This window comes from Polycladidibacter hongkongensis (assembly GCF_001561995.1).
Classification (GTDB): Bacteria; Pseudomonadota; Alphaproteobacteria; order Rhizobiales; family Stappiaceae; genus Pseudovibrio; species Pseudovibrio hongkongensis.
The window spans coordinates 603,683-628,441 of the sequence record NZ_LLWC01000022.1 but is presented as its reverse complement, the minus strand read 5'-3'; the positions used below and the strand labels follow the sequence as shown (position 1 = coordinate 628,441).

Below are 24,759 nucleotides of genomic sequence, written 5' to 3'. Positions count from 1 at the left end.
GCTACGCCCTCCGATCGGCTTGCGCCGCATGGCCGCTGAGTGCGGCGTGGATTGCCAGCGCGCCTGAGCTGGCGGGCGTATCTGTGTGTAAACAGGTGTAGGAAAAGCCATGCTGCACAGCTAGAGCCTGCAGCTGGTGTTTGTGTGCGGCAAGGCGGTTGCAATAGGCCGTTTGCCATTCCTGTGCTTTTTCGCCGGTGAGGCTTTGGCGGGTTGTTGGATCAATAAAACGGGTGGCGCCGGTGAAGGGGAAGGTCTCCTCGGCGGGGTCCAGAATTTGGATGAGGTGCCCGCTGATGCCTTTGGCGCTTGCTTTTGCAAGGCAAGTGGCGAGTGTGGCGGTATCTCCAAGAAAATCAGAGCAGATCAGCAGAGAGGCCCGGCGTTTTTCCGGCAAGGCGCTGGGCAAGGGGTGATGCTGCGCGCGTGCGGCAAGGGCGTGGGCCAGTTGCGCAGCAGCGTCAAGGCGACGAGGGCGCAAAGGGGCGTCTGGCAGGCCAACTTGCTCGCCAGCCTTTGCCAGCACCTCCGCCAGCGCAAGCATGAGTACTGTTGCGCGTTCGGCTTTGCTTGGCAGCGTGTTGGATGAGCGAAATTGCATAGAGGGGCTTAGATCCGGCCAGATCCAGATGTGTTGGGATGTCTGCCATTCTTGTTCTCGCACATAGAGATGGTTGTCGCGGGCGGAGCGGCGCCAATCAATGCGCTGTGCAGGTTCACCTGATGAAAACGGGCGGTACTGCCAAAAATTCTCGCCTTGGCCTGCCTGTTTGCGTTGATGGGCCCCAGCGGCCACGCTTTGCGCAATGCGGGATGCCTCCAGCATGATTTCCGGCAAGCGCTGAGCGAGCTGAAGCGCTTGTGGCAGTGCGCAGGGCACTTGGCTATCGGTTTGCGCTGGGGTAGAGCTGAGGGCAGAGGAGACCATGGGTAAAGATGCTGTCCTTAAGGGTAAAGCGGCAGAAAAAACGAGGGTTAGCCGAGGGTTTGCGCTAGCTCGCCGATAAGGCTGTGGAGGTCCTGCCCTTCAGCGCGGGCGCTATAGGACAGCGCCATACGATGCTGGAGAACAGGTTCTGCCAGAGCAATGACGTCATCCAGTGACGGGGCTAGGCGCCCTTGCAGCAATGCCCGCGCGCGGGCGGTAACGAGCAGCGCCTGCCCTGCTCGGGGGCCGGGGCCCCAAGCAACTGACGCTTTGATTGCGTCCGGTGCTTCTGGTGTGTCGGGCCTTGCGGCGCGCACGAGGTGCAAGATGCCATCAAGGACACTTTGGGCAACAGGTACGTGCAAGAGGAAGTTTTGAATGCTCTTTAGCTCTGCTTGCGTGAGTTGTGGTTGTGGTTTGTGGCTTTGCGGACCAGTGGTTTCCAGCAGGATACGGCGCTCAGAGGCGCGATCAGGATAGCCGACATTGATTTGCAGGAGGAAGCGGTCTAACTGGGCTTCTGGCAGTGGGTAGGTGCCCTCTTGCTCCAGCGGGTTTTGGGTGGCTAAGACGTGAAAGGGCTGGGGCAGCGCGTGATGGTGCCCGGCTATGGTGACGTGCCCTTCCTGCATCGCTTGTAGCAACGCAGATTGAGTGCGGGGGCTGGCGCGGTTGATCTCGTCAGCCATCAGCAACTGGGCAAACACTGGCCCCTTGATAAAGCGAAAGGCGCGTGCGCCGCTTTCATTCTCTTCAAGGACTTCGGAACCAAGAATGTCTGCTGGCATTAAATCGGGTGTGAATTGTACACGACCTGTGTCTAACCCCAACACAATACCAAGTGTTTCGACAAGCTTGGTTTTAGCGAGGCCTGGCACACCGACAAGTAAACCGTGCCCACCGGAAAGTATTGTAATAAGCGCTTGTTCCACGACGTGTTCTTGCCCGAAAATGGCCGCGCCAATCTCGGCATTTACGCGGGTCAGCGCGCTGCAGACATCATCGGCCTGCGCCAGAATTTCCTCGGCGTTTTGAGAGGTGATGTCGCTGTGCTCGTTCATGAAAGGCGCTCGCTTGGGTTGGTTCATTGTGGGCATTTCGGGCAATTAGGCTAGAGTAAGCATAAGAGCCTTGCCAATTCGTTAGGTTTTTCTTCTAGGAAAGAGAAGCGGGGTGCTTTCGACAATCCTTTAATTTTGTAGATTGCAAATGGGTCGTGTTACAGGGGCAGCTGCCTGACAGCTCGCCAACTTGACAAGGGCGGGCCTTGCAGAAAGAGTTGCTTTAAAAAGACGGTCGTAACGCCCATATAAGCTTATGAATGTGAACAGAACGAGGTGAATATGCAGGATTTCCCAGCCGCGCTGCAGGGGCTGTTATCGCGAGGTGCGGATTTGGCCGCAGCTCCGGTAGATGCATGGGATCCGCCTGATTGCGGCGATATCGATATGTGCATACGGGCGGATGGCTCCTGGCAGTATTGCGGGTCTGGTATTGGCCGCGAGGCACTGGTTCGTTTGTTTGCCAAAGTGTTGCGGCGCGAGCGCGATGGCCGCTATGTGTTGGTAACGCCAGCGGAAAAAGTTGGAATACATGTCGAAGACGCCCCGTTTTTAGCCGTTGAAATGGCGCGCCAACCCGCCAAGAATGCCAAGTTCCCAGGTGTATTGGTGGTGCGAACAAATCTGGATGAACTGGTGGAAGTCGACGAGGATCACCCTTTGCGTTTCGCGAGGGCTGAGGATGGCGGCTTTCGTGCGTATGTCATGGTGCGGCGTGGCTTAGAGGCAGCGTTCAGCCGGTCGCTGATGTTTGATCTTGTAGAAGAGTTGGTAGAACATGCTGGCGGCTTGTGTTTGCGTAGCGGGGACTATGTTGAAAGCGTTGGGCCTGAAATTCTGCGGGAAGAGGCTGGAAAATGAGCGTGCCTGAGGTGAAAAGAGAAACGGAACTGGCGCTCTCCAGCAGCTGTCACTTACGCTTGATGGAGCAGCGGCTTTTTCCGGTTGACGCTTCGGAGCCAGAGGAACTAACCGGTGACTTTGTGTTGAATCCGGATTTTCATGGGCTGGTCGATGAGAAGCGCGCCAACCTGCGCCAAGCAGCGGTGCTTATCGGGCTTGTGGAGCGAGAGGGAGAGTTGCGGGTTCTGCTGACCAAGCGCACGGCACATCTACGAGCGCATGCAGGGCAGGTGGCGTTTCCCGGTGGCAAGATCGACCCGCAAGATAGCGGTGCGGTGGCGGCGGCTTTGCGCGAGGCGCAGGAGGAGATCGGCTTAATGCCAACGCTGGTGCAACCCTTGGGGCGGTTGCCGAACTATATCAGCGGCTCAGGCTACAATATAACACCCATCGTTGGTCGTGTGAATGATGCGGCAGCATTGCAGGCTAGCCCGGACGAGGTTGACGAAATATTCGAAGTTCCGCTTGGCTACCTGATGAACAGCCAGCATCACGAGAGTGGCTCAAGGATTTTCAAAGGACATCGGCGGTATTTTTACTCTATTGCTTATGGTCCCCATCAAATTTGGGGGGTAACAGCAGGAATTATACGTTCACTCTATCAAACGGTGTATAGCTAATCCATGCGCATTCTTATTTGGCAGGTTCTGCTGTTTTTCATTCCTTTTCTTGCCTATGCCTTGTGGGTTTATCTCAACAAGCGGGCACAGAAAGATGTTCGGTTTCGCGATGGGCCGTTTATTCGGCTAACCGCTGCCGGTATCTGGTTGATCGTTTGTAGTTTTTTGGCGTTGGCTTATGTGGCGAATGATCCGGTGCGCGAGGAATTTGTTCCCGCACAGATAATCGACGGCGAGTTTGTTCACGGTCACTACCGTCCACTTACTGATGAAAATGTGGATACATCCGAGACGCGATGATAGTGCATACCCCATTTGCTTGGCTCAACGCTCCGGCGGTGCAGCGCGCTTTTGACATTCTTGAGCAGGATGGCGCTCAAGCGCGGGCTGTTGGCGGCACGGTGCGCAATGCGCTGCTTGGTTTGCCTGTTAGTGATATCGATATTGCTTGTGATGCGTTGCCAGAGGAGAGTTTGGCACGGGCGCGAGCGGCTGGTGTTAAGGTGATTGCCACCGGGTTAGAGCATGGCACAATTACACTGGTCATTGATGGCCAACCGATTGAAGTCACCACGCTGCGCGAAGATGTGGAAACGGACGGCCGCCATGCGGTGGTGCGTTTTGGCAAGAGCTGGGAGCGTGATGCTTGCCGCCGCGACTTTACTATGAATGCACTTTATGTTGACCGGAATGGGGAACTCTTCGACCCGCTTGGCGGTTTGGATGACTGTTTGGCTGGGCGGTTGCGCTTCATTGGCGAGGCCGGGCAACGGATCCAAGAAGACTATCTGCGTATTCTTCGTTTCTTTCGTTTCTTCGCCCGCTTTGTGAAGGGGGAGCCCGAGCAGCAAGCAGTAGAAGCCTGCGAAAGGTATAAAGCAGGTTTGGCTTATCTTTCTCCAGAGCGGGTAACAAAAGAGGTGATTGGCATTATATCCGCGCCGCGTGCCGGAGAGGCCATTGCACTTATGGCTCAGCTGGGCGTATTGCAGGCGGCTTTGCGGTTTCGCGCTGATGAGGCTGCCTTGCGACGCTTGTTAGGGCTTGGCGCCACGGATGATGAAACGCGGCTGGCGGCGCTGCTTGGCGCGGTGGACTGTGCTGCACATGTGAAAGCTGGTGCGACGGGCCTGCGCCTTTCAAACAAGCAGATTGCAGGTGTTTCTCAGCGCCTTGCTGGCGCTGCTCAATTTTCTACATGCGATCACTTATTGGCAGCATTGAAGGCTTTGATGGTGGCGCGCGGGCGAGAGGTTGCGCGCGGGGCGGTGCAACTGGCAGCGGCGCAGCAAAGCTTAACCATTGCGCAGGCTCAGCAAATGCTGGAGGTTTGCAGAGGTTGGGAGATACCGCTGTTTTCTCTTAAAGGGGCCGATTTATTGGCAGCTGGCGTGCCAGCTGGCCCAGATGTGGGCATGGCGCTTGGCGCTGCTCGTGAGGCTTGGGTAAACTCTGGTTACCGATTGTACCGCGAGGAGCTGTTGCAGATTGCATTGAAGTTTAGTCAAGGGGGCTGTGATTGAGCGCTAGAGAGGATCAAGATGTGGTGCGGCTTCGGGCACACCATTTGCTATGCCTGTTAAATTACGTGGGCAAGGGCTATTCGCCCGTGTTTGTTGCAAACTACGATGATGTGGTTGCAAGGCTCCTGATCGGCGCGGACGTTGAGATTGTTGAAGGGGCGGATGATATTTGTGCTCCGCTGGCTTGTGCACGGCAAGGTGAGGGAGTAGGCGCACACTGCTTTAAGGCTTCGGTTCGCAACCGGGACGTTCTGGCTTTTGGGTTGGTGCAGAGGGTTTTGCGCGGTAGTGGTGAATTGCCGGATGTGACAGGGCGTTGGAGGCTTGGGCAAGCGCGGGTGGCGGCGCTGCGGGAGGCATACCGTACCGGTGTGTTTAGGGCTGCTTGTAGGGGGTGCCAGTGGGTGCGCCTGTGCCATCGGGTAAGCCAGAGCGACTATTCTCAGTGCCGCTTAAGATTTTGATGCAGGGCCCTTTTATTATTTTTCTTAGTTCCTATATGCCTTGCTAAATGAGGGAGTGCGTTCTCCTTAGTAGAACAAGATGAGAGACCATGAAGTTTAATCGCTTTTCCAAATTGTTGTCGCTGTTTGTCCTTGCGATGGGCCTTGCGCTGGTAACGACAGATTTTGCCGAGGCCAAGCGCGGCTTCAGCTTTGGTTCGCGCGGTACACGGACATTCAGTGCGCCGAAAACCACAAAGACAGCTCCCAAAACAGCGCCTGTGCAGCGCACGATGACCCCTAAAACACAACAGGCTCCTAAGGCGGGAAATGCTGCAGCAGCCGGTGCGGCACAGCAGAAGCGCGGCTTGTTTGGTGGCGGGTTTATGGGCTCTATGCTTGGCGGCCTGGCGCTTGGCGGCCTCATCGGGATGATGATGGGTAATGGTATCGGCGGTGCTGCTGGTATCTTTGGCTTGCTTATCCAAGGTGCATTGATTTTCTTTGGTGTAAAACTGCTAATGGGCTTTCTGCGCAGCAGGAACCAACCGCAAGCGGCAGCTGGGGGTGCTGGTCAGGCCAATATGCGGCAGGCGGGCCCCGATGGCGGGATGCCTGGCGCTATGGGTGATATGTTCTCGCGTATGCAGGCGGGCTCTGGTTCGGTGCCTAATACCGGTGCGACAGGCGTGGGGGCTGCGCCTATGGGCGAGGGCTACGCGGCCGCACCAGAGCCGGCAATCTCTACGCCTGCCGATGATGAGCTTGGCCTTGGGGCCGATGATTTTGATGCCTTTGAAGCTATGCTCACTAAAGTTTGGACCGCCTATGGTAAAGAGGATTATGCGGCAATCCGCGAGCTGACCACACCGGAGATTATGGGCTACTTCGCCGAGGAGCTTGGACAAGCCGCTTCCAAGGGGCTTGTGAATGAAGTGCGTGAGATAAAATTGTTGCAAGGCGATTTGGCAGAAAGCTGGCGCGAGGGCAGCGATGAATATGCCACTGTTGCCATGCGCTACAGCTCGATTGACGTGATGCGGGAGCGGGCGAACAACAAAGTGGTTGAAGGTGATGCGGATGTGCCGGAAGAGCGCACCGAGCTATGGACCTTTATTCGCCAAACAGGGCAACCATGGAAGCTTTCGGCGATCCAGCAAGGCTAGGCGTGCAAATGCAAAAAGGAAAGGGGCCGCGCTTAGGCCCCTTTGCCGTTATATTGGACCGTTTTTACTGGGTCCTTTAATGTTGCTGGGCGTTTGTTAGACCAGCAGCGGGCTGCTTAACGACTGTGCTTCTACAAGGCTATGATAGATGCCCTGTTTCTGCATAAGCTCTGGGTGTCTACCAAGTTCGACAACGCGCCCCTTATCCATCACTACAATCTGATCTGCGGCTTTAATGGTCGCCAGCCGGTGTGCAATGACGAGAGTGGTGCGCCCTTTTGAGAGTTTCGAGAGAGCATTTTGGATGAGTTGCTCGGCTTTGGAATCCAAGGCAGAGGTCGCCTCATCTAGGATAACAATTCTCGGGTTTTTCAAGAACATGCGGGCAATAGAGACACGCTGGCGTTGACCACCGGAGAGCTTTACGCCACGTTCACCCACAAGAGTGTCAAGGCCGTCTGGCAGTTCATCGACAAGCTCTTTGAGGTTCGCCTTTTGCGCTGCGGACAGGATATCATCGGGAGTTGCCTCCAAGCTTCCATAGGCAATGTTTTCGCCCAGTGTGCCAGAGAACAGGAAGGCACTTTGTTCAACAATACCAATATGATCGCGTAGAGAACTTTGGCTCACTTGGCGCAGGTCGGTGCCATCGAAGGTGATGGAACCGGCACTTACATCATAGAACCTTGGCAGCAATGCACAGATCGTGCTTTTGCCCGCGCCAGATGCGCCAACGAAGGCGGTGGTTTTGCCGATGGGGATGTCGAGGTTAATGTCCTCCAGTACAGCGGGCGCGGTGGAATTCTCTTGGCCATATTGAAACGCAACGTGCTCGAAACGGATAGAGCGACGGGGCGCAGGCATGGCTATGGCTTGCGGCTTGTCGATTATATCCGGCTGGATCTGTAGGAATTCACGATAGCGCTTGAAACCAGTAATGCCATTTGTGAAGCTCTCCATTACGGTGCCGATTTTCTCTAGGGGGCGAATAAAAACGCCAACCAACAGCAAGAAGCCAACCAGCTCTCCATTGGTAATTTGCCCCTCAACGACTTGCCAACCGCCCACGAGCAGCACAATAATCTGCATGGCGCGCGTGCCGGCATAGATACAGCCCATCGAAATGGAGATATTGGCGATGCCGCGTTCGCGAGCTTCGCGGAATTTTTGATTGTCCTTGTCGAAGCGCTGTTCTTCGAAGCGCTGGTTGCCAAATGATTTAACCAGCCGGATCCCGCCAACATAGTCTTCAATTCTGGCAGTCAGTGAGCCGACAGTGTCAAATAGGCTTCGCCAAATTGCTTCAAAACGGCGACCATAGATAAGCGCAGACCAGACTATGAGCGGGGCCAGAATGGCGGTGATCAGCGCAAGCTGCGGGCTTGCGTAAAACATTAGCGCCAATGATCCCAAAAAGGTTATGAGGATAATGAACACGTCTTCTGGGCCATGGTGGGCGAACTCGCCGATCTGGTCGAAGTCCTTCACCAAGCGGCCTGCTAGAACTCCAGACTTTGTATTGTCAAAAAAGCCCACTGATAGGGTTTGCAGGTGGGCGAAGGCATTGGCGCGCAGGCGCGTTTCAATCGCCATGCCAAGCATGTGGCCATAGTAATCAACGCAGAAGCGAAGGGCTGTGTTGACGGCGTATAGCAAGGCGAGCGCGAGGCTGGCTTGCCAGATTAGGCTCCAGTCTTTTTGTGGCAGCAAGGTGTCCATAAACCAGATAACGGCAACGGGGAAAAACAATTCAAGCAAAGCAGACAGGATCGCGCTGCCGAAATCGAGCGCAAAAAGGCGCTTATGCGGGGCGTACAACGCCGCGAAATCTTTAAACATGGAAAGCTCTTTCAAAGCATCAAACATGGATAACGCTGGAGACGTGGCTCCGCGCTATGTAGAATTCATCACCCGCGCGGCTATGGCCGACGGACTGTGCAATGTGGTTTTTAGGCCGTTGCTTAGTGACGGCCGCTGATGGAAATGGTTTTCATATCAGCCCCCAATGTTTGAAGTGCAATGCTGGCAACTATGGGCATGGTTGTGTTGGATGTCTAGGTGAATATCCAGATGTAAGCTTTGCAGGCATTAATTGTGCCCATTGGGCAACAGCTTCATCTAGGAGTTTTTGTAATTTTACTTTGGGTTAATTTGTCAAAAATAAGGTCAGGTTAGCTGGCATAATTTAAATGTTATACACTGCGGAAAACCAAGTCGCCGATAAAAAAGTGAACTTGTTGCAGTTGATGAATATTTCTCGTTTTGATGAAAAATATTGCATTGCTTTCTTGCGGCTTTTGGTGCCGATGCTAGCACTTAGTAAAAAAATATATATAAAACAGGTAGATACTGATTTTTCGAGAAATTGCAGAGCATACTGGTCGATATCTGAAAAGCTGAATTTCATTGATAAGTTAACATGAGATAAGTAGTAATACTTATAGAAGTTGCAAAGGCTTACGCTTAGGCACCCTCCCAAATTTCACGGGCTCCGTTCTTGCGCTGCTTAACTAGTGGAGGCATCACGTTATGTCAGAGACAACCTTATCAGGTGATGCGGGCAACAGTGCCAGCCTCTCCTCTTTTAGCAAGCAAGATCTGACATGGTCGCTTTCCATGTTCGGTACGGCTGTCGGGGCTGGGGTGTTGTTCTTGCCGATCCGCGCTGGGTTGGAAGGCTTCTGGCCATTGATTGTGATTGCTGCTCTTGTCGGGCCAATGACGTATTTCTCTCACCGGGCTTTGGCACGCTTTGTGCTGTCATCATCACGTAAAGATGCGGATATCACCGATGTAGTGGAGGAGCATTTTGGCAAGACGGCTGGCTTGCTGATTACTTTCTTCTACTTTTTTGCAATCTACCCGATTGTATTGATTTACGGAAACGCTATTACCAACACGGTTGATAGCTTCTTGATCAATCAGCTTGACATGGAGCCTTTGCCTCGTTGGCTGCTTTCCGGAGCGCTGGTGGCGATGATGATGGGGGTGATGATTTTGGTCGCCGCATTATGTTGATTACCACTGAGATGCTCGTGTACCCGCTAGTTTTTATTCTGTTTGCCATGTCGGTGTATCTTGTTCCCTCTTGGTCGTTTGAGGCGATGAGCCTGTCCACGATGCCGGACTTCGGGTCAATGATGTCTATCGTGTACCTCACTATTCCGATGCTGATATTCTCGTTTAATCATAGCCCGGCTGTGTCTTCCATGGCGCTCGCCCAACGGGAGGAGTACGGCGAGGATGCGGCGGTAAAAACTGACATGATCTTGAAGCATGCCTCGGTGATGCTGCTGGGCTTTGTGATGCTGTTTGTCTTCAGCTGCGTGTTGGCTCTATCTCCTGCGCAATTGGCTGAGGCCAAGGCACAGAATTTGCCGGTGCTTTCCTATCTTGCCAATGTGTTTGACTCGCCTGTTATCTCCGTACTCGGCCCTGTTGTAGCCTTCCTCGCGATCTTCTCCTCCTTCTTTGGCCACTACCTTGGCGCAAAAGAGGGGCTCGCAGGTATTGCCAAGAAGGCGGCTCCGGGCATGATACAGGGGATGGGCGAGGGGCGCTTTAACACGCTGCTTGTTGCGTTCTTCTTCTTTTCCACTTGGGGTGTGGCAGTGATCAATCCTTCTGTTCTTGGGATGATCGAGTCACTTGGTGCGCCTTTTATCGCGGCAATACTGTTTCTGATGCCGATGTATGCCATCAAGAAAGTGCCGACGATGCGAAAGTATGACGGGGCGCTATCTAATGTATTTATTAGTGTAATGGGCTTGATTGCGATTTCTGCAATCGTGAAAGGCTTGTTCTAGAAAACTGCGTGGGGCCACTCGCAGCAAGGGAGAGAGTGTCGCGGCAGGGGGCGGCGCTCTCTCTTTTTATAAAAAGCGAAGGACCTCTATGGCCATTTGACCACAGGGGGCATAGAGGACAGAATAGAGGCGACATTGCCGCCGGTTTTCAAGCCAAATATTGTGCCGCGATCATAAAGCAAATTGTACTCAACATAGCGGCCGCGGCGGATGAGCTGCTCTTCACGCTCTGCCTCGTTCCAAGGCTTGAGATAGTTGGCGCGCACCAGCTGCGGATAAATTTCCAGAAAGGCTTTGCCGACAGAGCGGGTAAAGGCCATATCGGCATCCCAATCGCCGGTGTTATGGTAATCGTAGAAAATGCCGCCGATACCGCGTGGCTCATTGCGATGCTTCAGGTGGAAATAGTCGTCGCACCATTGCTTGTAATGCGGGTAATCGGCGCCTTTGTGGCCTGTGCATGCCTGTTCCATCGCGTTGTGGAAGGCGATTGTATCGGGGTCGGTTTGGGTGCGGCGGGCATCCAGAACCGGTGTGAGATCTGCGCCGCCGCCAAACCATTGGCGGGTGGTGACAACCATACGGGTGTTCATATGCACCGCTGGAACATGCGGATTGTGCATGTGGGCGATGAGGGAGATGCCGGAAGCCCAGAAGCGCGGGTCTTCATCGGCGCCGGGGATTTGGCCGCGAAACTCCGGCGAGAATTCCCCGTGCACGGCGGAGACGTGCACGCCGACTTTCTCAAACACGCGGCCATGCATCATGGACATAACGCCGCCGCCGCCTTTAGCGCCGGTGTGGTCGGTGCGTTCCCATGGGGTGCGTACGAAGCGGCCAGCCGGTTTGTCGCTATTGGGGCCGCCTTCTACGGCGATATCATCCTCGAGCTTTTCAAAGGCCGCGCAGATCTGGTCGCGTAAGCTGGCAAACCACTGCGTTGCGTTTTGCTTTTTCTCTTCGATATTTGAGGGGATCGGCCCGCCGCGCTCGCTCATCGTCTGTCTCCGCTAGCTGCATTGTGATGGCATATGTAAAAGGCCGCAGGGCGGCGCACAAGTTGAAATGATCCTCATTGCCCACCATCAACCGGTTTGGCGGAGGGCTTCACCGATTGCCATGCCGGTGGTCACCGCCATATTGAGCGAGCGCATGCCGTTTTTCATCGGGATGATGACACGGGCATCGGCGGCGTTGTGGACGTCTTCGGGGACGCCAGAGCTTTCGCGGCCTATGAGCAGCAGGTCGTCTTTCTCATAGGTGAACTGGGTGTAGGGCTGTGCTGCCTTGGTGGAAAGCAGGATGAGGCGGCGGTTGCACGTTTGGCGCCACTCATTGAAGGCCTGCCATGAAATGTGGCGGGTAAGCTTGGCACGCTCGATGTAATCCATGCCTGCGCGCTTTAGTGTGTGATCGGATAGCGGGAAACCTGCTGGCTCGATCAAGTGCACGGTGACATCCATACATGCCGCAAGGCGAAGGATGGTGCCGGTGTTCTGCGGAATTTCCGGTTGGTAAAGCGCGATATCAGGCATGGGCTCTATCTAGGTATTGATCGGATTTGGGGTTTCTAGCGTTTTTTGCAGCGTATCGGCAAGCATCTATACAACGGATTTGGAAAACGGACATTCTTGCTTTTTCTGTCGCTGGTTAGCTCTTTGCGCAACTTGAGGTCGTGCTCGGATTTGTTGCGACTAGGACACAGTGCAAGGGAAATGGTGTTCCTACTAGAAATCCTAGTAGATGCGCAAAAATGAGTCGCCTATAAACGCAGGTGCAGCGGCAAAGGCGCTCCTTTACGTTTGTGAGGAAGCTGCCTTTTCACTCGATACCTGCAACGGGTATCTGAATTTTAACCTGTAGGACAAAAGGAGACGGTACATGAATGAATTTGCTTGTGTGCGTATGGCGCTGACTGTCTCTGCGCTTCATCGCTGATCTTCTCGGGTTTGGGCGCCTGCTGGTGCTCTGTCTTATTTAAAACTCAACCAATCTTTGTTTAAGGGTGCGCCTTCCTATCAGTCCGCGCGGACCCTGCTATCTTCGTCGCTGGAGTTTCCTATGTACTCGTTATTTATGCTCGCGCATCTGCGCGCGGCCCGTCTTTTTGACGCTGAAAAACCTCGAATTTTCTCGCAAAGCCCTCCGGCAAGTCAGGGGCAACAGGCTGGCGTTCTAACTCAACTGGCTGTTTATCTGCTGAGTGCCGGTGCAATTGCACTTGTTGTATTCCTGCCGATCCTCTTTGACTTCCTTGGGCGGATAGAGGTTATCGGCCACGGCGGGCTCTATGAAAGCGGTGCGGCTGCCCGTGAGCGGTTGATGCGCCTGCTCGTGGGAGCCGCAGCTGTTGGCCTTGGGCTGGCGCCTGTGTTGCTTGGAGTTTTTGGCAAGTATACGAAAGAAGAACCTTTGCAAGAAGAGGGAGGCTACCGTTAAGGTAGTTCTGCCTTTTCTGGTCGTTTGTGAGTGGTGTGATGTTTCGACTCTTTGAAAAACTGGTAGATCCGTTTGAAATAACAGAGCTGCAGACCCCACCAGAGGGTCTGTGGCAGTTTATCTGGTTTTATGCGCGGCCGTTCCGATGGCTGTTGCTTTGTACTGCGGTGCTGGCCGGGGGGATTGCGATTTTAGAAGTCTGGCTGTTTTCCTTTATGGGTGAATTGGTTAACTGGCTTGAGGCCGGAAATCGCGAAACCATATGGCAGGACAGTTCTCTGATGCTGGTTGGCATGGGGCTGGTGGTGTTGGTGGTGATGCCACTGGTCTCCATGCTATGGGAGTTTGTGTTTCACCAAGGGATTGTTGGCAACTTTCCGATGCTGATCCGCTGGCGTGGACATCGCTACCTATTGCGACAGTCTATGGACTTCTTCAACAACGACTTCGCAGGCCGGCTTTCAAACAAGTTGATGCAATCAGCGATAGCTGTGCGCGAGGTGGTTACCAAGCTGACCGATATAGGGGTTTATGTTTGCGTTTACTTCGCCACGGCTATTGCGGTGCTTGCCGCTACCGATATCTGGTTGGCACTGCCGATGTTTACGTGGATGTTTGGCTATGTGGCGGTGATGTGGTTTTTTGTACCCAAACTGCGCGATGTGGCCAAGCAACAAGCGGATGCACGTTCTGTTATGACAGGGCATGTTGTTGATGCCTATACGAATATCTCGACTGTAAAGCTGTTCTCGCAGGCGCAAGATGAAGAGGCTTATGCTCAAGGGTCTATGGAGAAATTCATGGATCCGGTGTATCGGCAGATGCGTTTGGTGACATGGCTGAACATCGTTCTGACTTCGCTTAACTGTTTGCTGTTTGCCTCATTGACAGTGACTGCGATTTACCTTTGGCAGGTTGATCTGGTAACGACCGGAAGCATTGCGGTTGCGATTGGTTTGGCCCTGCGCTTTCAGGGGATGTCCCAATGGATCCTGTGGGAAGTCGCCTCGCTGTTTGAGAATATCGGAACGGTGCAGGACGGTATTAGCATGCTGTGTAAGCCGGTGAAGGTGCAAGATGCCAAGAGCGCAACGGACCTTGTGGTGAGTGATGCGCGGATTGATTTTGACAATGTGCGTTTTCACTACGGCAAGGAAAGTGGTGTGCTAGAGCAGCTCTCGCTAAGTGTTCAGAAAGGCGAGAAGATTGGCATTGTTGGCCGTTCTGGCGCTGGGAAATCTACGCTGATGAATTTGCTGCTGCGTTTCCATGATTTGGAAGGGGGGCAAATCCGCATTGACGGGCAAGACATTGCAATGGTGCGGCAGGAATCTTTACGCTCTCAAATCGGGGTGGTGACGCAAGATACGTCACTGTTGCATCGGACAGTCTTTGAGAACATCGCTTACGGTAGCGGTGAAGTTGCGATGGAGCAGGTGCAGGAGGCGGCCCGGCGGGCACACGCGCTAGAGTTCATCGAAGGCTTGCGGGACCCTAAAGGGCGTACCGGATTTGAGACGCTGGTGGGTGAACGCGGTGTCAAACTATCTGGCGGGCAGCGGCAGCGTATTGCCATTGCGCGTGTGCTTTTGCGCAATGCGCCGATCTTGGTGTTGGACGAGGCGACCTCGGCACTGGACTCCGAAGTCGAGGCAGCTATTCAGGAAAGCTTGTTTGAGCTGATGGAAGGCAAAACCGTGATCGCCATTGCGCACCGCCTGTCAACGATCGCGGCGATGGACCGGCTTGTGGTGATGGACAAAGGCGAGATTAAAGAGATGGGCAGCCATGAAGATTTGCTGGCAGCCAATGGCCTTTACGCCTCGCTTTGGCAGCGTCAGTCTGGCGGCTTTTTGGCACAGGCTGCGGCAGAATAAAGCACCGGATATAGAATCAGTCGAAACGATGACCCGGAGGCGAAACGCTTCGGGGTTATCCTTTTTATCCACGGATTCCGGTGGTTTAGTTGCACCTGACGAGCGTTTAAAACCGTTCCAGATTGGCCGTTTTACGTGTTTTTCCCAGTTTTCCTGCGACAATAAGTCCAGATCTCCGCAAGTATACTGGACAAGTGCGACCATTGGTGCCACACAGGCCACGCTAAAATAATTGCGCAATTCACGCAGTTCGCCAACGAAGTTGCTTGCTGATTTGTCTGCTCTACCTTCAGGGGTGAAGGGAAGGCGAGGGGGGCAAGCCCTTTGGCGTATCCAGATTAATCTTGTTTCGAGAGGACGCGACCTTGGAACACACGGAAACGGCAGAACCGTCTCGCCGCGACTTTCTGTACCTTGCGACCGGCGCTGTTGGCGCTGTTGGCGTGGGTGCTGTTGCCTGGCCATTTATTGACCAGATGAACCCGGATGCATCCGCTTTGGCGCTTGCGTCTATCGAAGTGGATGTCTCTGCAATCGAGGTTGGCCAGTCGATCACTGTCAAGTGGCGCGGCAAGCCTGTCTTCATCCGTCAACGCACGGAAAAAGAGATTGAAGAAGCAAACGCTGTTGCTCTGAATGATCTGCCGGATCCGCTAGCGCGGAACCTCAATCTGGCCCCCGAGGCTGAGGCAACTGATGTGAACCGTTCGGCGACAGGTAAAGAAGCCTGGCTTGTTATGGTTGGCGTATGTACTCACCTTGGCTGTGTGCCACTTGGGGAAGAGGGCGATTTTGGTGGCTGGTTCTGTCCATGTCACGGTTCGCACTACGATACGGCCGGCCGTATTCGTAAGGGCCCGGCGCCGGAGAATATGCTGGTGCCGCCGTTCTCGTTCGTCAAAGACGATGTGATCAAAATCGGTTAAACCGGTCTTTCAGGAGGCAATAATGGCTGGACATTCCAAATATGTTCCACAAAGTGCACCTGCAAAGTGGCTAGAGGCCCGTTTGCCGGTTATCTCGCTTATCCGCGGGAGCTTTGTTGACTTTCCAACCCCGAAGAACCTGAACTACTGGTGGACTTTCGGTGGTATCGCTTTTGCTGTGCTCGTGGTGCAGATTGTTACCGGTATTGTGCTGGTAATGCATTACACCCCGCATGAAACTCTGGCGTTTGCATCTGTTGAGCACATCATGCGTGATGTGAACTTCGGCTGGCTCATTCGCTATATGCATGCGAATGGCGCATCCTTCTTCTTTATCGCGGTTTATATCCATATTTGCCGTGGCCTTTATTATGGTTCCTACAAGGCACCCCGTGAAATCTCCTGGATTTTGGGTGTGTTGATCTTCCTGATCATGATGGCAACCGCGTTTATGGGCTATGTGTTGCCTTGGGGACAGATGTCCTTGTGGGGCGCGACTGTTATTACCAACCTGTTCTCTGCGCTGCCATTTGTAGGTGAAAGCATCACCACATGGCTTTGGGGTGGGTTTGCTGTTGGTAACCCGACGCTTAATCGCTTCTTCTCGCTGCATTACCTGCTGCCGTTTGTGCTGGTTGGTATTGTGCTGCTGCACATCTGGGCATTCCATACCACTGGCAACAATAACCCGGCTGGTATCGATCCGAAGACCGAGAAAGACACTATTCCTTTCCACCCGTATTACACGGTGAAGGATCTGTTCGCGATTATCGTGTTCTTCATCTTCTTCGCTTGGTTCGTGTTCTACCTGCCTAACTTTATGGGTCACCCTGATAACTACATCGAGGCGAACCCAATGGTGACGCCTGCGCATATTGTGCCTGAGTGGTACTTCTTGCCATTCTACGCAATCTTGCGTGCGGTGCCGGACAAGCTCGGCGGTGTTGTTGCGATGTTTGGCGCGATTGCCATGCTGTTTATCCTGCCTTGGCTTGATACATCGAAGGTGCGTTCCGCCCGCTTCCGTCCAATCTATCGCATGTTGTTCTGGGTGTTCATGTTCACCTGTCTTGCGCTTGGTTGGCTCGGTGGGCAGCCCGCTGAAGAACCATTCGTGACAGCGTCACGTATCTTCACCGTGCTGTATTTCGCGCACTTCCTTATCTTCATGCCGCTGCTTGGTTTCATTGAGAAGCCGAAGAAGCTGCCGGCCTCTATCAATGATGACGTGTTGGCAAACGCCAAAGCGCATTAAGACGAGCAGGAAGATTTACGATGAAAAAGTATATGTTCAATACTGCTCGCGTGGCCGCACTGGTGGCTGGTGTGGCGCTGTCTGGCTCGGCTCTCGCAGCCGGGGCCGGCCCACACATCGAAGAGCAGAAGTGGTCCTTCTCGGGCCCATTTGGTCAGTTTGACAAGGCGCAGCTGCAGCGCGGTTTTCAGGTGTACAAGGAAGTATGTTCTTCTTGTCACTCGTTGAACTACGTTGCCTTCCGCAATCTTGCAGAAGAGGGTGGCCCGGGTTTTTCCGAGGAAGAAGTCAAGGCACTGGCAGCAGAGTATACTGTTGTTGATGGACCTAACGAAGATGGTGACATGTTCGAGCGTCCTGCCAAGCCGTTTGATCGTTTCCCTGCGCCATTTGAAAACGATGAGCAGGCAAAGGCGTCTAACGGCGGGGCATTGCCGCCTGATCTTTCTCTGATTGCAAAGGCACGGGCAACTGGCCGTGGCTGGAAGTTCTTCTCTGATCTGTTCACGCAGTATCAAGAATCCGGCCCAGACTATCTCTACAACCTGCTGACAAGCTACGAAGAAGAGTTTCCAGCTTGTGCGGGCGAGCAGTCCAACTACTTCAACCCGAAATTCATCGGCGGTACGTTGCCAGCAGAATGTGCTGAGCTGCATCTGACCGGTGGCGGGATTGCAATGGCACCACCGCTGTTCGATGAGGCAGTTGAGTATGCAGACGGTACCCCAATGACCACTGACCAATATGCACGCGACGTTTCTGCATTCCTGATGTGGACCGCAGAGCCGAAGCTTGACCAGCGTAAACAGCTTGGTCTTGGTGTTTTGGGCTTCCTGATGGTGTTTGCAAGCTTGCTCTACTACTCCAAGCGTAAGATTTGGCGTGACGTCGACCACTAGGTCTACTTAGCTGACAGGTAACGGGGCACCCTTTTGGGTGCCCTTTTTTTGTGGGTGCTTACCATTGAGATGCGGCGTTGCAGCTGCCTTGAAGCATGTGAGCAAATAGTGCTAGATACGCGGGAAAGCCCCTCGAAAAGGATCCTCTGATACAATGGAAACGCTTGCGCATAAGCTGGAGCATGTCATTCGCTCCATTCCCGATTATCCCAAATCCGGTATTATCTTTAGAGATATTACGACTCTGCTTACTGATGCAGAGGCGTTTCGCGAGAGTGTGGATGCGTTGGTAGCCCCTTGGCAGGGTGCGGGAGTAGAGCTGGTTGCAGGTGTTGAAGCGCGGGGATTTATTCTCGGCGGGGCGATCGCCCACCAGCTTGGTGCGGGTTTTCTGCCAGTCCGTAAGAAAGGCAAATTACCTTGTGATACGATCGAAATGGAGTACGAACTGGAATATGGCACGGATGTAATTGAGATCCATAGGGACGCGATCAAACCGGGTCAGAAGGTTATTCTAGTCGACGATCTTATTGCAACTGGTGGCACAGCGGTAGCAGCTGCTAAGCTTCTGCAACAGGCTGGTGCGCACATTGTATCTGCGGCATTCGTCGTAGATCTGCCAGACCTTGGCGGTAAAGAGAAGCTTGAGGCGCTTGGGGTACCTGTGCGGACACTGGTGGAATTTGCTGGCCACTAGCTGGATTATTTAGTGCTGCGCGCGGCTTGATAAGGCGAGATTACCCAAAGGGTTGTGCGGTTTTTTGTTTTGAATTTAATGCGGGAAAGTGCAAGGCTAGCACGCAGTTCTGGTTCGGGAGTAGTTTTACCAGCACGCTTGACATGGCGCTTGGCCGCGAAAATTGAGTTGATCTATTTTGGAGGGGACGCATGGCTATTACCACTCGCGCGATTGAGGAGAGTGACCGCGCGCAAGTTATTGACCTTTTGGTGCGGCGCTGGACAAGTCCGGAGATCTTGATCGATGGCGAGATGGTGAATGGTTCAGCTTTACCCGGCTTTATAGCTTTTGATGATGATGAGCTGGTGGGGCTAGTTACGCTGATTAAGCGGGAAAGTGAGTGGGAAATTCTCACGCTTGATTCTTTACGCCGTTGGGGGGGAATTGGGACGCAGCTGCTAGACCGCTGTGTGGATGGCGCACTTGAGGCTCACATTGAACGGCTTATGGTTCGTACATCAAACGACAATCTGGATGCTTTTCGCTTTTATCAAAGACGTGGGTTTCGTCTCGAGGCGGTTGTTCAGGGTGTGATAGACCGTGAACGCGAATTAAAACCGGAAATTCCGGTTACCGGCTTACATGGTATTCCTATCCGTGATGAAGTGGTGTTTGCCAGAAGCCTACCGAAACGACGCATGGAGGACTGAGGGCCACCGTGGTTGATCGTCGGCTCTATACATCTGGCTCTTTAGCTGAGCAGATCTTGCAGTTGTTGCGTGCGCAAAGATCGTTGCATATCAACAAACTACATGCGCTGTTGCAGGTTCCTGCAAGAGAGCTCACTGCCGAACTAAAGGTCTTAGCGGCGGCTGGCTTGGTTTGCCTGCGTGGTTTGAACGTCATTTGCATAGATGTGTTGCCTGAGCCAGCTCTTAGCGTCCGTATGCAGCTGCATAGTGGAGAGAAAACAGCGATTGGTGAAGCCGCTGCTGAGTTGGTCGGAGAAAGCCGAAGAGTGTTGGTGGAGGGAGGCAGTACCAGCGTCTACTTTTGCCGCGCGTTGCAAGCCAAAAAGAACCTCGAGGTTATTAGTTGCTCTCCGCTTTCCCTAAAGCCGCTGAGCGCAAGAGGCTCTTTGAAACTACGCGTAACGGGTGGGGAGGTCTGCGCGCACAACTCCAACCTTGTTGGCCCACGCGTAATCGAGGCATTTGAAAACGCAGATGCAGACTTGGGCGTGCTTAGCCCGGCCGTGATGGATCCGCGATATGGTCCGGCTTATTATGAGGAGGAGGACGCGTTGATAGCCCGGGCGATCTGCAGAGGCTCGAGGCGGGTGATTGTGCTTGCAGATCAAAGCAAGCTCGGGCAACGGTCCAACTATTCTGGCTTGGCAGAAGGGCAGCATGTTGAGGCGATGGTAAGCGATATGCGCCCGCAAGACCTTGCTGTTTTTGGTGATGTTCTTGCGCAAATGGGCCATCCCGAGGTGGTTTTCGTGAAACCTGTTACACGGGTTGACGATGAGTTGGTGTTGCTGGATGTCTAAAGAGTTTTTACCACTAAGCTTTGATAATGTTGAGCAGAGTGCGCCCTCGTTGTTGCCGCTTGTTGCGATGCATGGATCATTAAGTCTGGAGCTTGCCGTGCAGCTAACAGGAAGCTCGGCTGAAGAGCTTTTTAATGAAGCGGTAGAGCTGCAAGCAAGCGGTGAAGCTATTGCGATACTTGATGATCGCTTTGTCTTCACTGCAAAGCGTGAGATGCGGCCCTTTGTAAAGCGCATGGGGCAAGACTACTTGCAAAAGTACTTGATCGGACGAAGCGCGGCCGAGCTGCTTGGCAAGGGAGATGTGGTTGCAGTTGAAGCAGGCAGCACCTTGACCATTTTTGCGCAGCATTTGGCTGGAGTGCCTGTATCTTCTGTCTATACCAACTGCTTGAGCCTCTCTGCGATTGTTGCCGAGCGCCAGCCAGAACTGGAAGTTCATCTGGCAGGGGGGTGGATGCAAAGCGATGGCCAATCCATTCTTGGGGATGAGGCGGAGGCATTCATTGCGGCGAGGCGCTATGATTGGGGAATAGTGAGCCCAAATGCTATTAGCGTTGATGGTGTGTTGTACTACGGAACCGAAGAGGAAGCAGCCTTTGCTTGTCGGATCAGCGCGAGGGCACAACAGGTGCTCGTGCTGGCAAATAGTGCGAAAGTCGGGGTGAAAGATAAGGCTGCCGCGTTTCATTTACGCGAAGCGGACATTGTTATCAGCGATGATGGGCTTGGGGCACAAGGACGCAAGCTGCTGGCAGGTGAGGGCGGTGCACGGCGGCTCATTCTTGCAGAAATAGACGAGGATTCGCCTGAAGAATTGGTTCTGTTAGATCTATAAGCGAAAGCACCTGCGGCATGATGTAATCAAGCTTCTTGCTCCAGTGCAAAAAGTAAAGGCGCCATTGTGGCGCCTTTTCCGTTTATTTGCCTGAGCAAAGCTGTGCGTGGGTTAGGTGTTGAACTTGAACAGCATCACATCGCCGTCCTGAACAACATATTCCTTACCTTCATCACGCGCTTTGCCTGCGTCTTTGGCAGCCACTTCACCGCCTAGCTCTACATAATCCTGATAGGCAATGGTTTGGGCACGGATAAAGCCGCGCTCAAAGTCAGTATGGATAACGCCAGCAGCCTGAGGTGCCTTCGTACCTTTGGTGATCGTCCAAGCGCGGGTTTCTTTAGGGCCAGCCGTGAAGTACGTGATGAGTTCCAGCAGGTTGTAGCCTGCACGAATAAGGCGATCGAGGCCCGGCTCCTCAAGGCCCATGTCTGCCATGTATTCTTTGGCTTCCTCAGCGTCGAGCTGGGCGATTTCAGCCTCGATAGCGGCGGAGATAACAACATGTGCGTTGCCCTGTTCCGCGGCCATCTTGGCCACTTTTTCAGAAAGCGCGTTGCCTTCGCCAGCAGCATCCTCTTCTACATTACATACGTAGAGCACTGGCTTGGAGGTAAGCAGATTCAGCAAGTGCAATTGGCGACGTTCTTCTTCGTCAGCCAGTTCCAGCATGCGTACTGGTTTGCCTTCCTGCAAGATCTCCAAGGCAGCTTCCATGATGGGCAGTTGCGCTTTTGCGTCTTTATCGCCGGATTGCGCTTTTTTCTTCAGCGGCGAGATGCGTTTTTCAAGGCTTTCCATATCGGCGACCATAAGTTCGGTCTCGACGGTTTCAGCGTCGGCAATCGGGTCTACCTTGCCATCTACGTGGGTGATGTCGCTGTCTTCAAAGCAGCGCAGCACGTGGGCGATGGCATCTACTTCGCGGATGTTGGCGAGGAACTGGTTGCCAAGGCCTTCGCCCTTAGAAGCACCGCGCACAAGGCCAGCGATATCAACGAAGGTGAGGCGGGTTGGGATAATCTCTTTTGAGCCAGCGATTTGAGCAATGGCATTTTGGCGTGGATCAGGAACTGCCACATCGCCCGTGTTCGGCTCGATGGTGCAAAACGGGTAGTTAGCCGCCTGTGCTGCCGCTGTTTTGGTGAGCGCGTTGAACAGAGTTGATTTGCCAACGTTGGGCAGGCCAACGATGCCGCATTGAAAGCCCATGAGTGTTATCCTTTCGAGCCGAACAGCCGCTCCAGCCCGGAGGCGAGCGGTCCTTTTTTTGGAGATGTTTTGGTTGATGTGATTTTACCGGCGCCTGTCGCATGTTCACCGCTGCGTTCAGGGGTGGCTACCGTCTCACCGTTTTTAGGGTTCTTGGGTTTTGCCGGTTTTTGCGGGGCTTCCCCGCGAATGGTTAGGGTGACCTTGTTGGCAAATTGGCTGTCCATGCCATTGGCCAGCAAGTCCGCATGTTGAGCGATTGCATCAAGCAGTGGCTCAAGCCATTTGTTGTCTGCCTTGGCGAAATCACCGAGCACCCAGTGGTGTACAGCGTCTTTATGGCCGGGATGGCCGATACCAAGGCGAATGCGCCGGTACTTGTCGGTGATGTGTGCCGTTGCCGAGCGCAGGCCATTGTGGCCGCCGTGGCCGCCACCGGCTTTGACTTTGAATTTTCCGGGAACCAGATCAAGATCATCATAGAGGACATACACATCCTCTGGCTGCAACTTGTAAAACCGCATCGCCTCGCCGATGGAGCGGCCTGACTCATTCATATAAGTCTGCGGTTTGATAAGGAGCAGTTTTTCGCCTGCGAGTGTACCCTCGCTTACCTGCGCTTGAAAGCGGTTACGCCAAGGGGTGAAAGAGCCATGGCGGCGATGAATTTCATCAACCGCCATGAAGCCAATATTGTGCCTGTTACTTGCGTATTTCGCGCCCGGGTTACCAAGGCCGACAAAGAGTTTCATCTACCAGTCTCCCAGCACAGATCTACGCAGTCTCAGGTTTATTCTTCGCCTTCAGCTTCTTCAGCTGCCGCAGCACCGCCACCTGGAGTTGCGATGGTGGAGATGGTGAAGTCACGGTCGGTGATGGTTGGGGTGCAACCTGCTGGCAGTTCTACAGCAGAGATGTGCTGGGAAGAGCCAAGGCCAGCGCCTTCCAGATCGACAATGATTGCCTCTGGAATGTTAGAGGCTGGTACAACCATTTCAACGGTGTGACGAACGATGTTCAAGGTGCCGCCGAGCTTGAGGCCCTGGCTCTTGTCTTCGTTGATGAACTTCACAGGGATTTCTACGGTGAGCTGAGCGTCAGCTGCAACGCGCATGAAATCAACGTGCATCAGGAAGTCTTTAACCGGATGCAGGTGGAAGTCTTTAGCGATTACGGTAATTTTCTCGCCGTCCAGATCGATGGTGCCGATGTGGGACAGGAAGCCACCCTTATGCAGGGTCATGGAAGCTTCTTTAAAAGGCAGGTTGATGGTAACTGCCGGTTTTTTGTCACCGTAGATTACGGCTGGAACGAGGTTCTGACGACGAGCTGCACGAGCGGCCCCCTTGCCGGCCCGTTCACGCACCGTTGCTTTCAGCTCATAGCTGTTTGCCATGGTGGTATCTCCTAGTATTCGATAGAATGAAGGCCGCATGCGTTAGGTGTAAATACACCTTAGCTTTAGCGGCCCGTGGTGCACGCCTCCTCCAAGGGTGACGACGTGCGAGGCAGGATATAGCCGATTAGCGATAACAGGGCAAGCGCTTCGATGGGAAACAACCCTCGCAAGTGCAGAGAATCTGCTATTTTTTGTAAAAGAAAAGCCGGGGCGGGCCCCGGCTTTGACTTTGCTTGCTAAAACTCGGTTTTTCAGTGCCCTAGAAGAACAGGCTGGAGACCGAACGCTCTTGCGCAATGCGGTTGATGGCTTCGCCCAACAGCGGGGCCACAGACATGGTGCGAATGTTTGGCGCAGCCAGCACAGCGGCGGTTGGCTCGATGGAGTTGGTAATCACCAGCTCTTTCAGCTTGGAGGCAGATACACGAGCCACCGCGCCACCTGACAATACACCGTGGGTGATGTATGCAGTTACAGACTTGGCGCCGTTCTTCAACAGAGCATCTGCGGCGTTACACAGGGTGCCGCCGGAATCAACGATGTCGTCTACGAGCAGGCATTCGTAGCCATTTACATCACCAATAATGTTCATCACTTCGGATTCCCCGGGCTTGTCACGACGCTTGTCAACGATAGCCAATGGCGCATTGATGCGTTTAGCGAGGGCGCGGGCCCGTACAACGCCGCCAACATCGGGTGACACGACCATGATGTTTTCGGTGTTGTAGTGTTCTTTGATATCGCGTGTGATGACCGGCGCACCGTAAAGGTTGTCGGTAGGGATATCGAAGAAGCCCTGAATCTGGCCAGCGTGCAGGTCGATGGTCAGAACGCGGTCAGCACCGGCATTCGTGATAAGGTTGGCAACCAGCTTTGCTGAAATTGGGGTGCGAGGCCCCGGCTTGCGGTCCTGCCGGGCGTAGCCGAAATAAGGGACTACGGCGGTGATGCGGCGAGCCGAAGAGCGGCGCAGCGCATCAATCAGGATCAGCAATTCCATCAGGTGATCGTTTGCGGGGTAGCTTGTCGGCTGGATGATGAAAACATCCTCACCGCGTACATTCTCCTGAATTTCAATGTATATTTCCTGATCCGCAAATCGGCGGACCTGACAAGATGCCAGTGGAATATCCAGATACTTTGAGATTTCTTCAGCCAACGCGCGATTGGAGTTACCCGCGATGATTTTCATGACCCGCAAGTCCTTCTTGGGCTGTGGGTTCTACCTAGGCG

Annotated in this window: 26 protein-coding genes; 17 read left to right on the top strand and 9 right to left on the bottom strand. The window is 53.8% G+C overall.

What is annotated here, in order from left to right; all coding sequences use genetic code 11:
* Window position 1: 1 nt before the first annotated feature.
* Window positions 2–928: a DUF58 domain-containing protein gene (locus AYK82_RS11020; RefSeq protein WP_068315326.1), complete on the bottom strand. Its 927-nt coding sequence runs from the start codon at window positions 926–928 to the stop codon at window positions 2–4.
* A 47-nt stretch (window positions 929–975) separates the two neighbouring features.
* Window positions 976–1,989, bottom strand: coding sequence for an AAA family ATPase (locus AYK82_RS11015; protein ID WP_068315323.1), 1,014 nt, complete (start codon window positions 1,987–1,989; stop codon window positions 976–978).
* A 282-nt stretch (window positions 1,990–2,271) separates the two neighbouring features.
* On the opposite strand from AYK82_RS11015, the gene AYK82_RS11010 reads away from it, so the two are divergent.
* The 6 genes from AYK82_RS11010 (at window position 2,272) to AYK82_RS10985 (ending at window position 6,644) form a co-directional block, all read left to right on the top strand.
* Window positions 2,272–2,850, top strand: coding sequence for a DUF1285 domain-containing protein (locus tag AYK82_RS11010; protein WP_068315320.1), 579 nt, complete (start codon window positions 2,272–2,274; stop codon window positions 2,848–2,850).
* The gene (locus AYK82_RS11005; protein ID WP_068315317.1) at window positions 2,847–3,512 is read left to right on the top strand and encodes a CoA pyrophosphatase; all 666 of its coding nucleotides are present in this window, start codon (window positions 2,847–2,849) and stop codon (window positions 3,510–3,512) included. The genes AYK82_RS11010 and AYK82_RS11005 overlap by 4 nt, the downstream gene beginning before the upstream one ends.
* A 3-nt stretch (window positions 3,513–3,515) precedes the next feature.
* Entirely contained in the window at window positions 3,516–3,812 is a 297-nt protein-coding gene (locus tag AYK82_RS11000) for a DUF6111 family protein (protein ID WP_068315314.1), read from the top strand.
* On the top strand, window positions 3,809–5,035 hold the full coding sequence (locus AYK82_RS10995) for a CCA tRNA nucleotidyltransferase (RefSeq protein ID WP_068315311.1): 1,227 nt from the start codon (window positions 3,809–3,811) through the stop codon (window positions 5,033–5,035). The genes AYK82_RS11000 and AYK82_RS10995 overlap by 4 nt, the downstream gene beginning before the upstream one ends.
* Window positions 5,032–5,499 carry a DUF1284 domain-containing protein gene (locus tag AYK82_RS10990; RefSeq protein ID WP_068315308.1) on the top strand — a complete coding sequence of 156 codons (468 nt, stop codon included), beginning with the start codon at window positions 5,032–5,034 and terminating at the stop codon, window positions 5,497–5,499. Before AYK82_RS10995 ends, AYK82_RS10990 begins: the two co-directional genes overlap by 4 nt.
* A gap of 89 nt (window positions 5,500–5,588) precedes the next feature.
* Window positions 5,589–6,644 carry a TIM44-like domain-containing protein gene (locus tag AYK82_RS10985; RefSeq protein WP_068315306.1) on the top strand — a complete coding sequence of 352 codons (1,056 nt, stop codon included), beginning with the start codon at window positions 5,589–5,591 and terminating at the stop codon, window positions 6,642–6,644.
* A gap of 96 nt (window positions 6,645–6,740) precedes the next feature.
* Here the strand turns inward: AYK82_RS10985 and AYK82_RS10980 are convergent, their stop codons facing one another.
* Window positions 6,741–8,483, bottom strand: coding sequence for an ABC transporter ATP-binding protein (locus AYK82_RS10980; protein WP_068315744.1), 1,743 nt, complete (start codon window positions 8,481–8,483; stop codon window positions 6,741–6,743).
* Between the two features lie 690 nt (window positions 8,484–9,173).
* Here AYK82_RS10980 and AYK82_RS18365 point away from each other — a divergent pair.
* Both AYK82_RS18365 and AYK82_RS10970 read left to right on the top strand, forming a co-directional pair.
* Window positions 9,174–9,662 (top strand): aromatic amino acid transport family protein, encoded by a 489-nt coding sequence (locus AYK82_RS18365; RefSeq protein WP_244265753.1) that lies wholly within the window; start codon window positions 9,174–9,176, stop codon window positions 9,660–9,662.
* On the top strand, window positions 9,593–10,450 hold the full coding sequence (locus tag AYK82_RS10970) for an SLC5/6 family protein (protein ID WP_244265752.1): 858 nt from the start codon (window positions 9,593–9,595) through the stop codon (window positions 10,448–10,450). Before AYK82_RS18365 ends, AYK82_RS10970 begins: the two co-directional genes overlap by 70 nt.
* A gap of 86 nt (window positions 10,451–10,536) precedes the next feature.
* Here the strand turns inward: AYK82_RS10970 and hemF are convergent, their stop codons facing one another.
* Window positions 10,537–11,448 (bottom strand): oxygen-dependent coproporphyrinogen oxidase, encoded by a 912-nt coding sequence (gene hemF, locus AYK82_RS10965; protein WP_068315299.1) that lies wholly within the window; start codon window positions 11,446–11,448, stop codon window positions 10,537–10,539.
* An 87-nt stretch (window positions 11,449–11,535) separates the two neighbouring features.
* Window positions 11,536–11,985 carry a tRNA (cytidine(34)-2'-O)-methyltransferase gene (locus AYK82_RS10960; protein ID WP_068315296.1) on the bottom strand — a complete coding sequence of 150 codons (450 nt, stop codon included), beginning with the start codon at window positions 11,983–11,985 and terminating at the stop codon, window positions 11,536–11,538.
* A gap of 526 nt (window positions 11,986–12,511) precedes the next feature.
* Between AYK82_RS10960 and AYK82_RS10955 the strand changes: the two genes are divergently transcribed.
* The 9 genes from AYK82_RS10955 (at window position 12,512) to AYK82_RS10915 (ending at window position 20,915) form a co-directional block, all read left to right on the top strand.
* Window positions 12,512–12,889 carry a hypothetical protein gene (locus AYK82_RS10955; protein ID WP_068315293.1) on the top strand — a complete coding sequence of 126 codons (378 nt, stop codon included), beginning with the start codon at window positions 12,512–12,514 and terminating at the stop codon, window positions 12,887–12,889.
* Between the two features lie 38 nt (window positions 12,890–12,927).
* On the top strand, window positions 12,928–14,766 hold the full coding sequence (locus AYK82_RS10950; protein ID WP_068315290.1) for an ABC transporter ATP-binding protein: 1,839 nt from the start codon (window positions 12,928–12,930) through the stop codon (window positions 14,764–14,766).
* A gap of 365 nt (window positions 14,767–15,131) precedes the next feature.
* On the top strand, window positions 15,132–15,692 hold the full coding sequence (petA, locus tag AYK82_RS10945) for a ubiquinol-cytochrome c reductase iron-sulfur subunit (RefSeq protein ID WP_068315741.1): 561 nt from the start codon (window positions 15,132–15,134) through the stop codon (window positions 15,690–15,692).
* A gap of 22 nt (window positions 15,693–15,714) precedes the next feature.
* The gene (locus AYK82_RS10940) at window positions 15,715–16,947 is read left to right on the top strand and encodes a cytochrome b (RefSeq protein ID WP_068315288.1); all 1,233 of its coding nucleotides are present in this window, start codon (window positions 15,715–15,717) and stop codon (window positions 16,945–16,947) included.
* A 20-nt stretch (window positions 16,948–16,967) separates the two neighbouring features.
* Entirely contained in the window at window positions 16,968–17,846 is an 879-nt protein-coding gene (locus AYK82_RS10935) for a cytochrome c1 (protein WP_208976461.1), read from the top strand.
* Window positions 17,847–18,000: 154 nt separating this feature from the next.
* A complete protein-coding gene (locus AYK82_RS10930; protein ID WP_068315285.1) occupies window positions 18,001–18,543 on the top strand; it encodes an adenine phosphoribosyltransferase in 543 nt (180 codons plus the stop codon).
* Window positions 18,544–18,734: 191 nt separating this feature from the next.
* Window positions 18,735–19,235 (top strand): GNAT family N-acetyltransferase, encoded by a 501-nt coding sequence (locus AYK82_RS10925; protein ID WP_068315282.1) that lies wholly within the window; start codon window positions 18,735–18,737, stop codon window positions 19,233–19,235.
* Between the two features lie 8 nt (window positions 19,236–19,243).
* A complete protein-coding gene (locus AYK82_RS10920) occupies window positions 19,244–20,077 on the top strand; it encodes a DeoR/GlpR family DNA-binding transcription regulator (RefSeq protein ID WP_068315279.1) in 834 nt (277 codons plus the stop codon).
* Window positions 20,070–20,915 carry a DeoR/GlpR family DNA-binding transcription regulator gene (locus AYK82_RS10915; RefSeq protein WP_068315276.1) on the top strand — a complete coding sequence of 282 codons (846 nt, stop codon included), beginning with the start codon at window positions 20,070–20,072 and terminating at the stop codon, window positions 20,913–20,915. Before AYK82_RS10920 ends, AYK82_RS10915 begins: the two co-directional genes overlap by 8 nt.
* A 111-nt stretch (window positions 20,916–21,026) precedes the next feature.
* On the opposite strand, the gene ychF is transcribed toward AYK82_RS10915, so the two are convergent.
* The 4 genes from ychF to AYK82_RS10895 all read right to left on the bottom strand — a co-directional run bounded on the left by ychF (window position 21,027) and on the right by AYK82_RS10895 (window position 24,718).
* Window positions 21,027–22,127: a redox-regulated ATPase YchF gene (gene ychF / locus AYK82_RS10910; RefSeq protein ID WP_068315272.1), complete on the bottom strand. Its 1,101-nt coding sequence runs from the start codon at window positions 22,125–22,127 to the stop codon at window positions 21,027–21,029.
* Window positions 22,128–22,132: 5 nt separating this feature from the next.
* Window positions 22,133–22,879, bottom strand: coding sequence for an aminoacyl-tRNA hydrolase (pth, locus tag AYK82_RS10905; RefSeq protein ID WP_068315269.1), 747 nt, complete (start codon window positions 22,877–22,879; stop codon window positions 22,133–22,135).
* Window positions 22,880–22,917: 38 nt separating this feature from the next.
* Complete coding sequence (locus AYK82_RS10900) at window positions 22,918–23,523, bottom strand: 50S ribosomal protein L25/general stress protein Ctc (RefSeq protein ID WP_068315267.1); 606 nt, start codon at window positions 23,521–23,523, stop codon at window positions 22,918–22,920.
* Window positions 23,524–23,785: 262 nt separating this feature from the next.
* Window positions 23,786–24,718 carry a ribose-phosphate pyrophosphokinase gene (locus tag AYK82_RS10895; RefSeq protein WP_068315265.1) on the bottom strand — a complete coding sequence of 311 codons (933 nt, stop codon included), beginning with the start codon at window positions 24,716–24,718 and terminating at the stop codon, window positions 23,786–23,788.
* Between the last annotated feature and the right edge of the window lie 41 nt (window positions 24,719–24,759).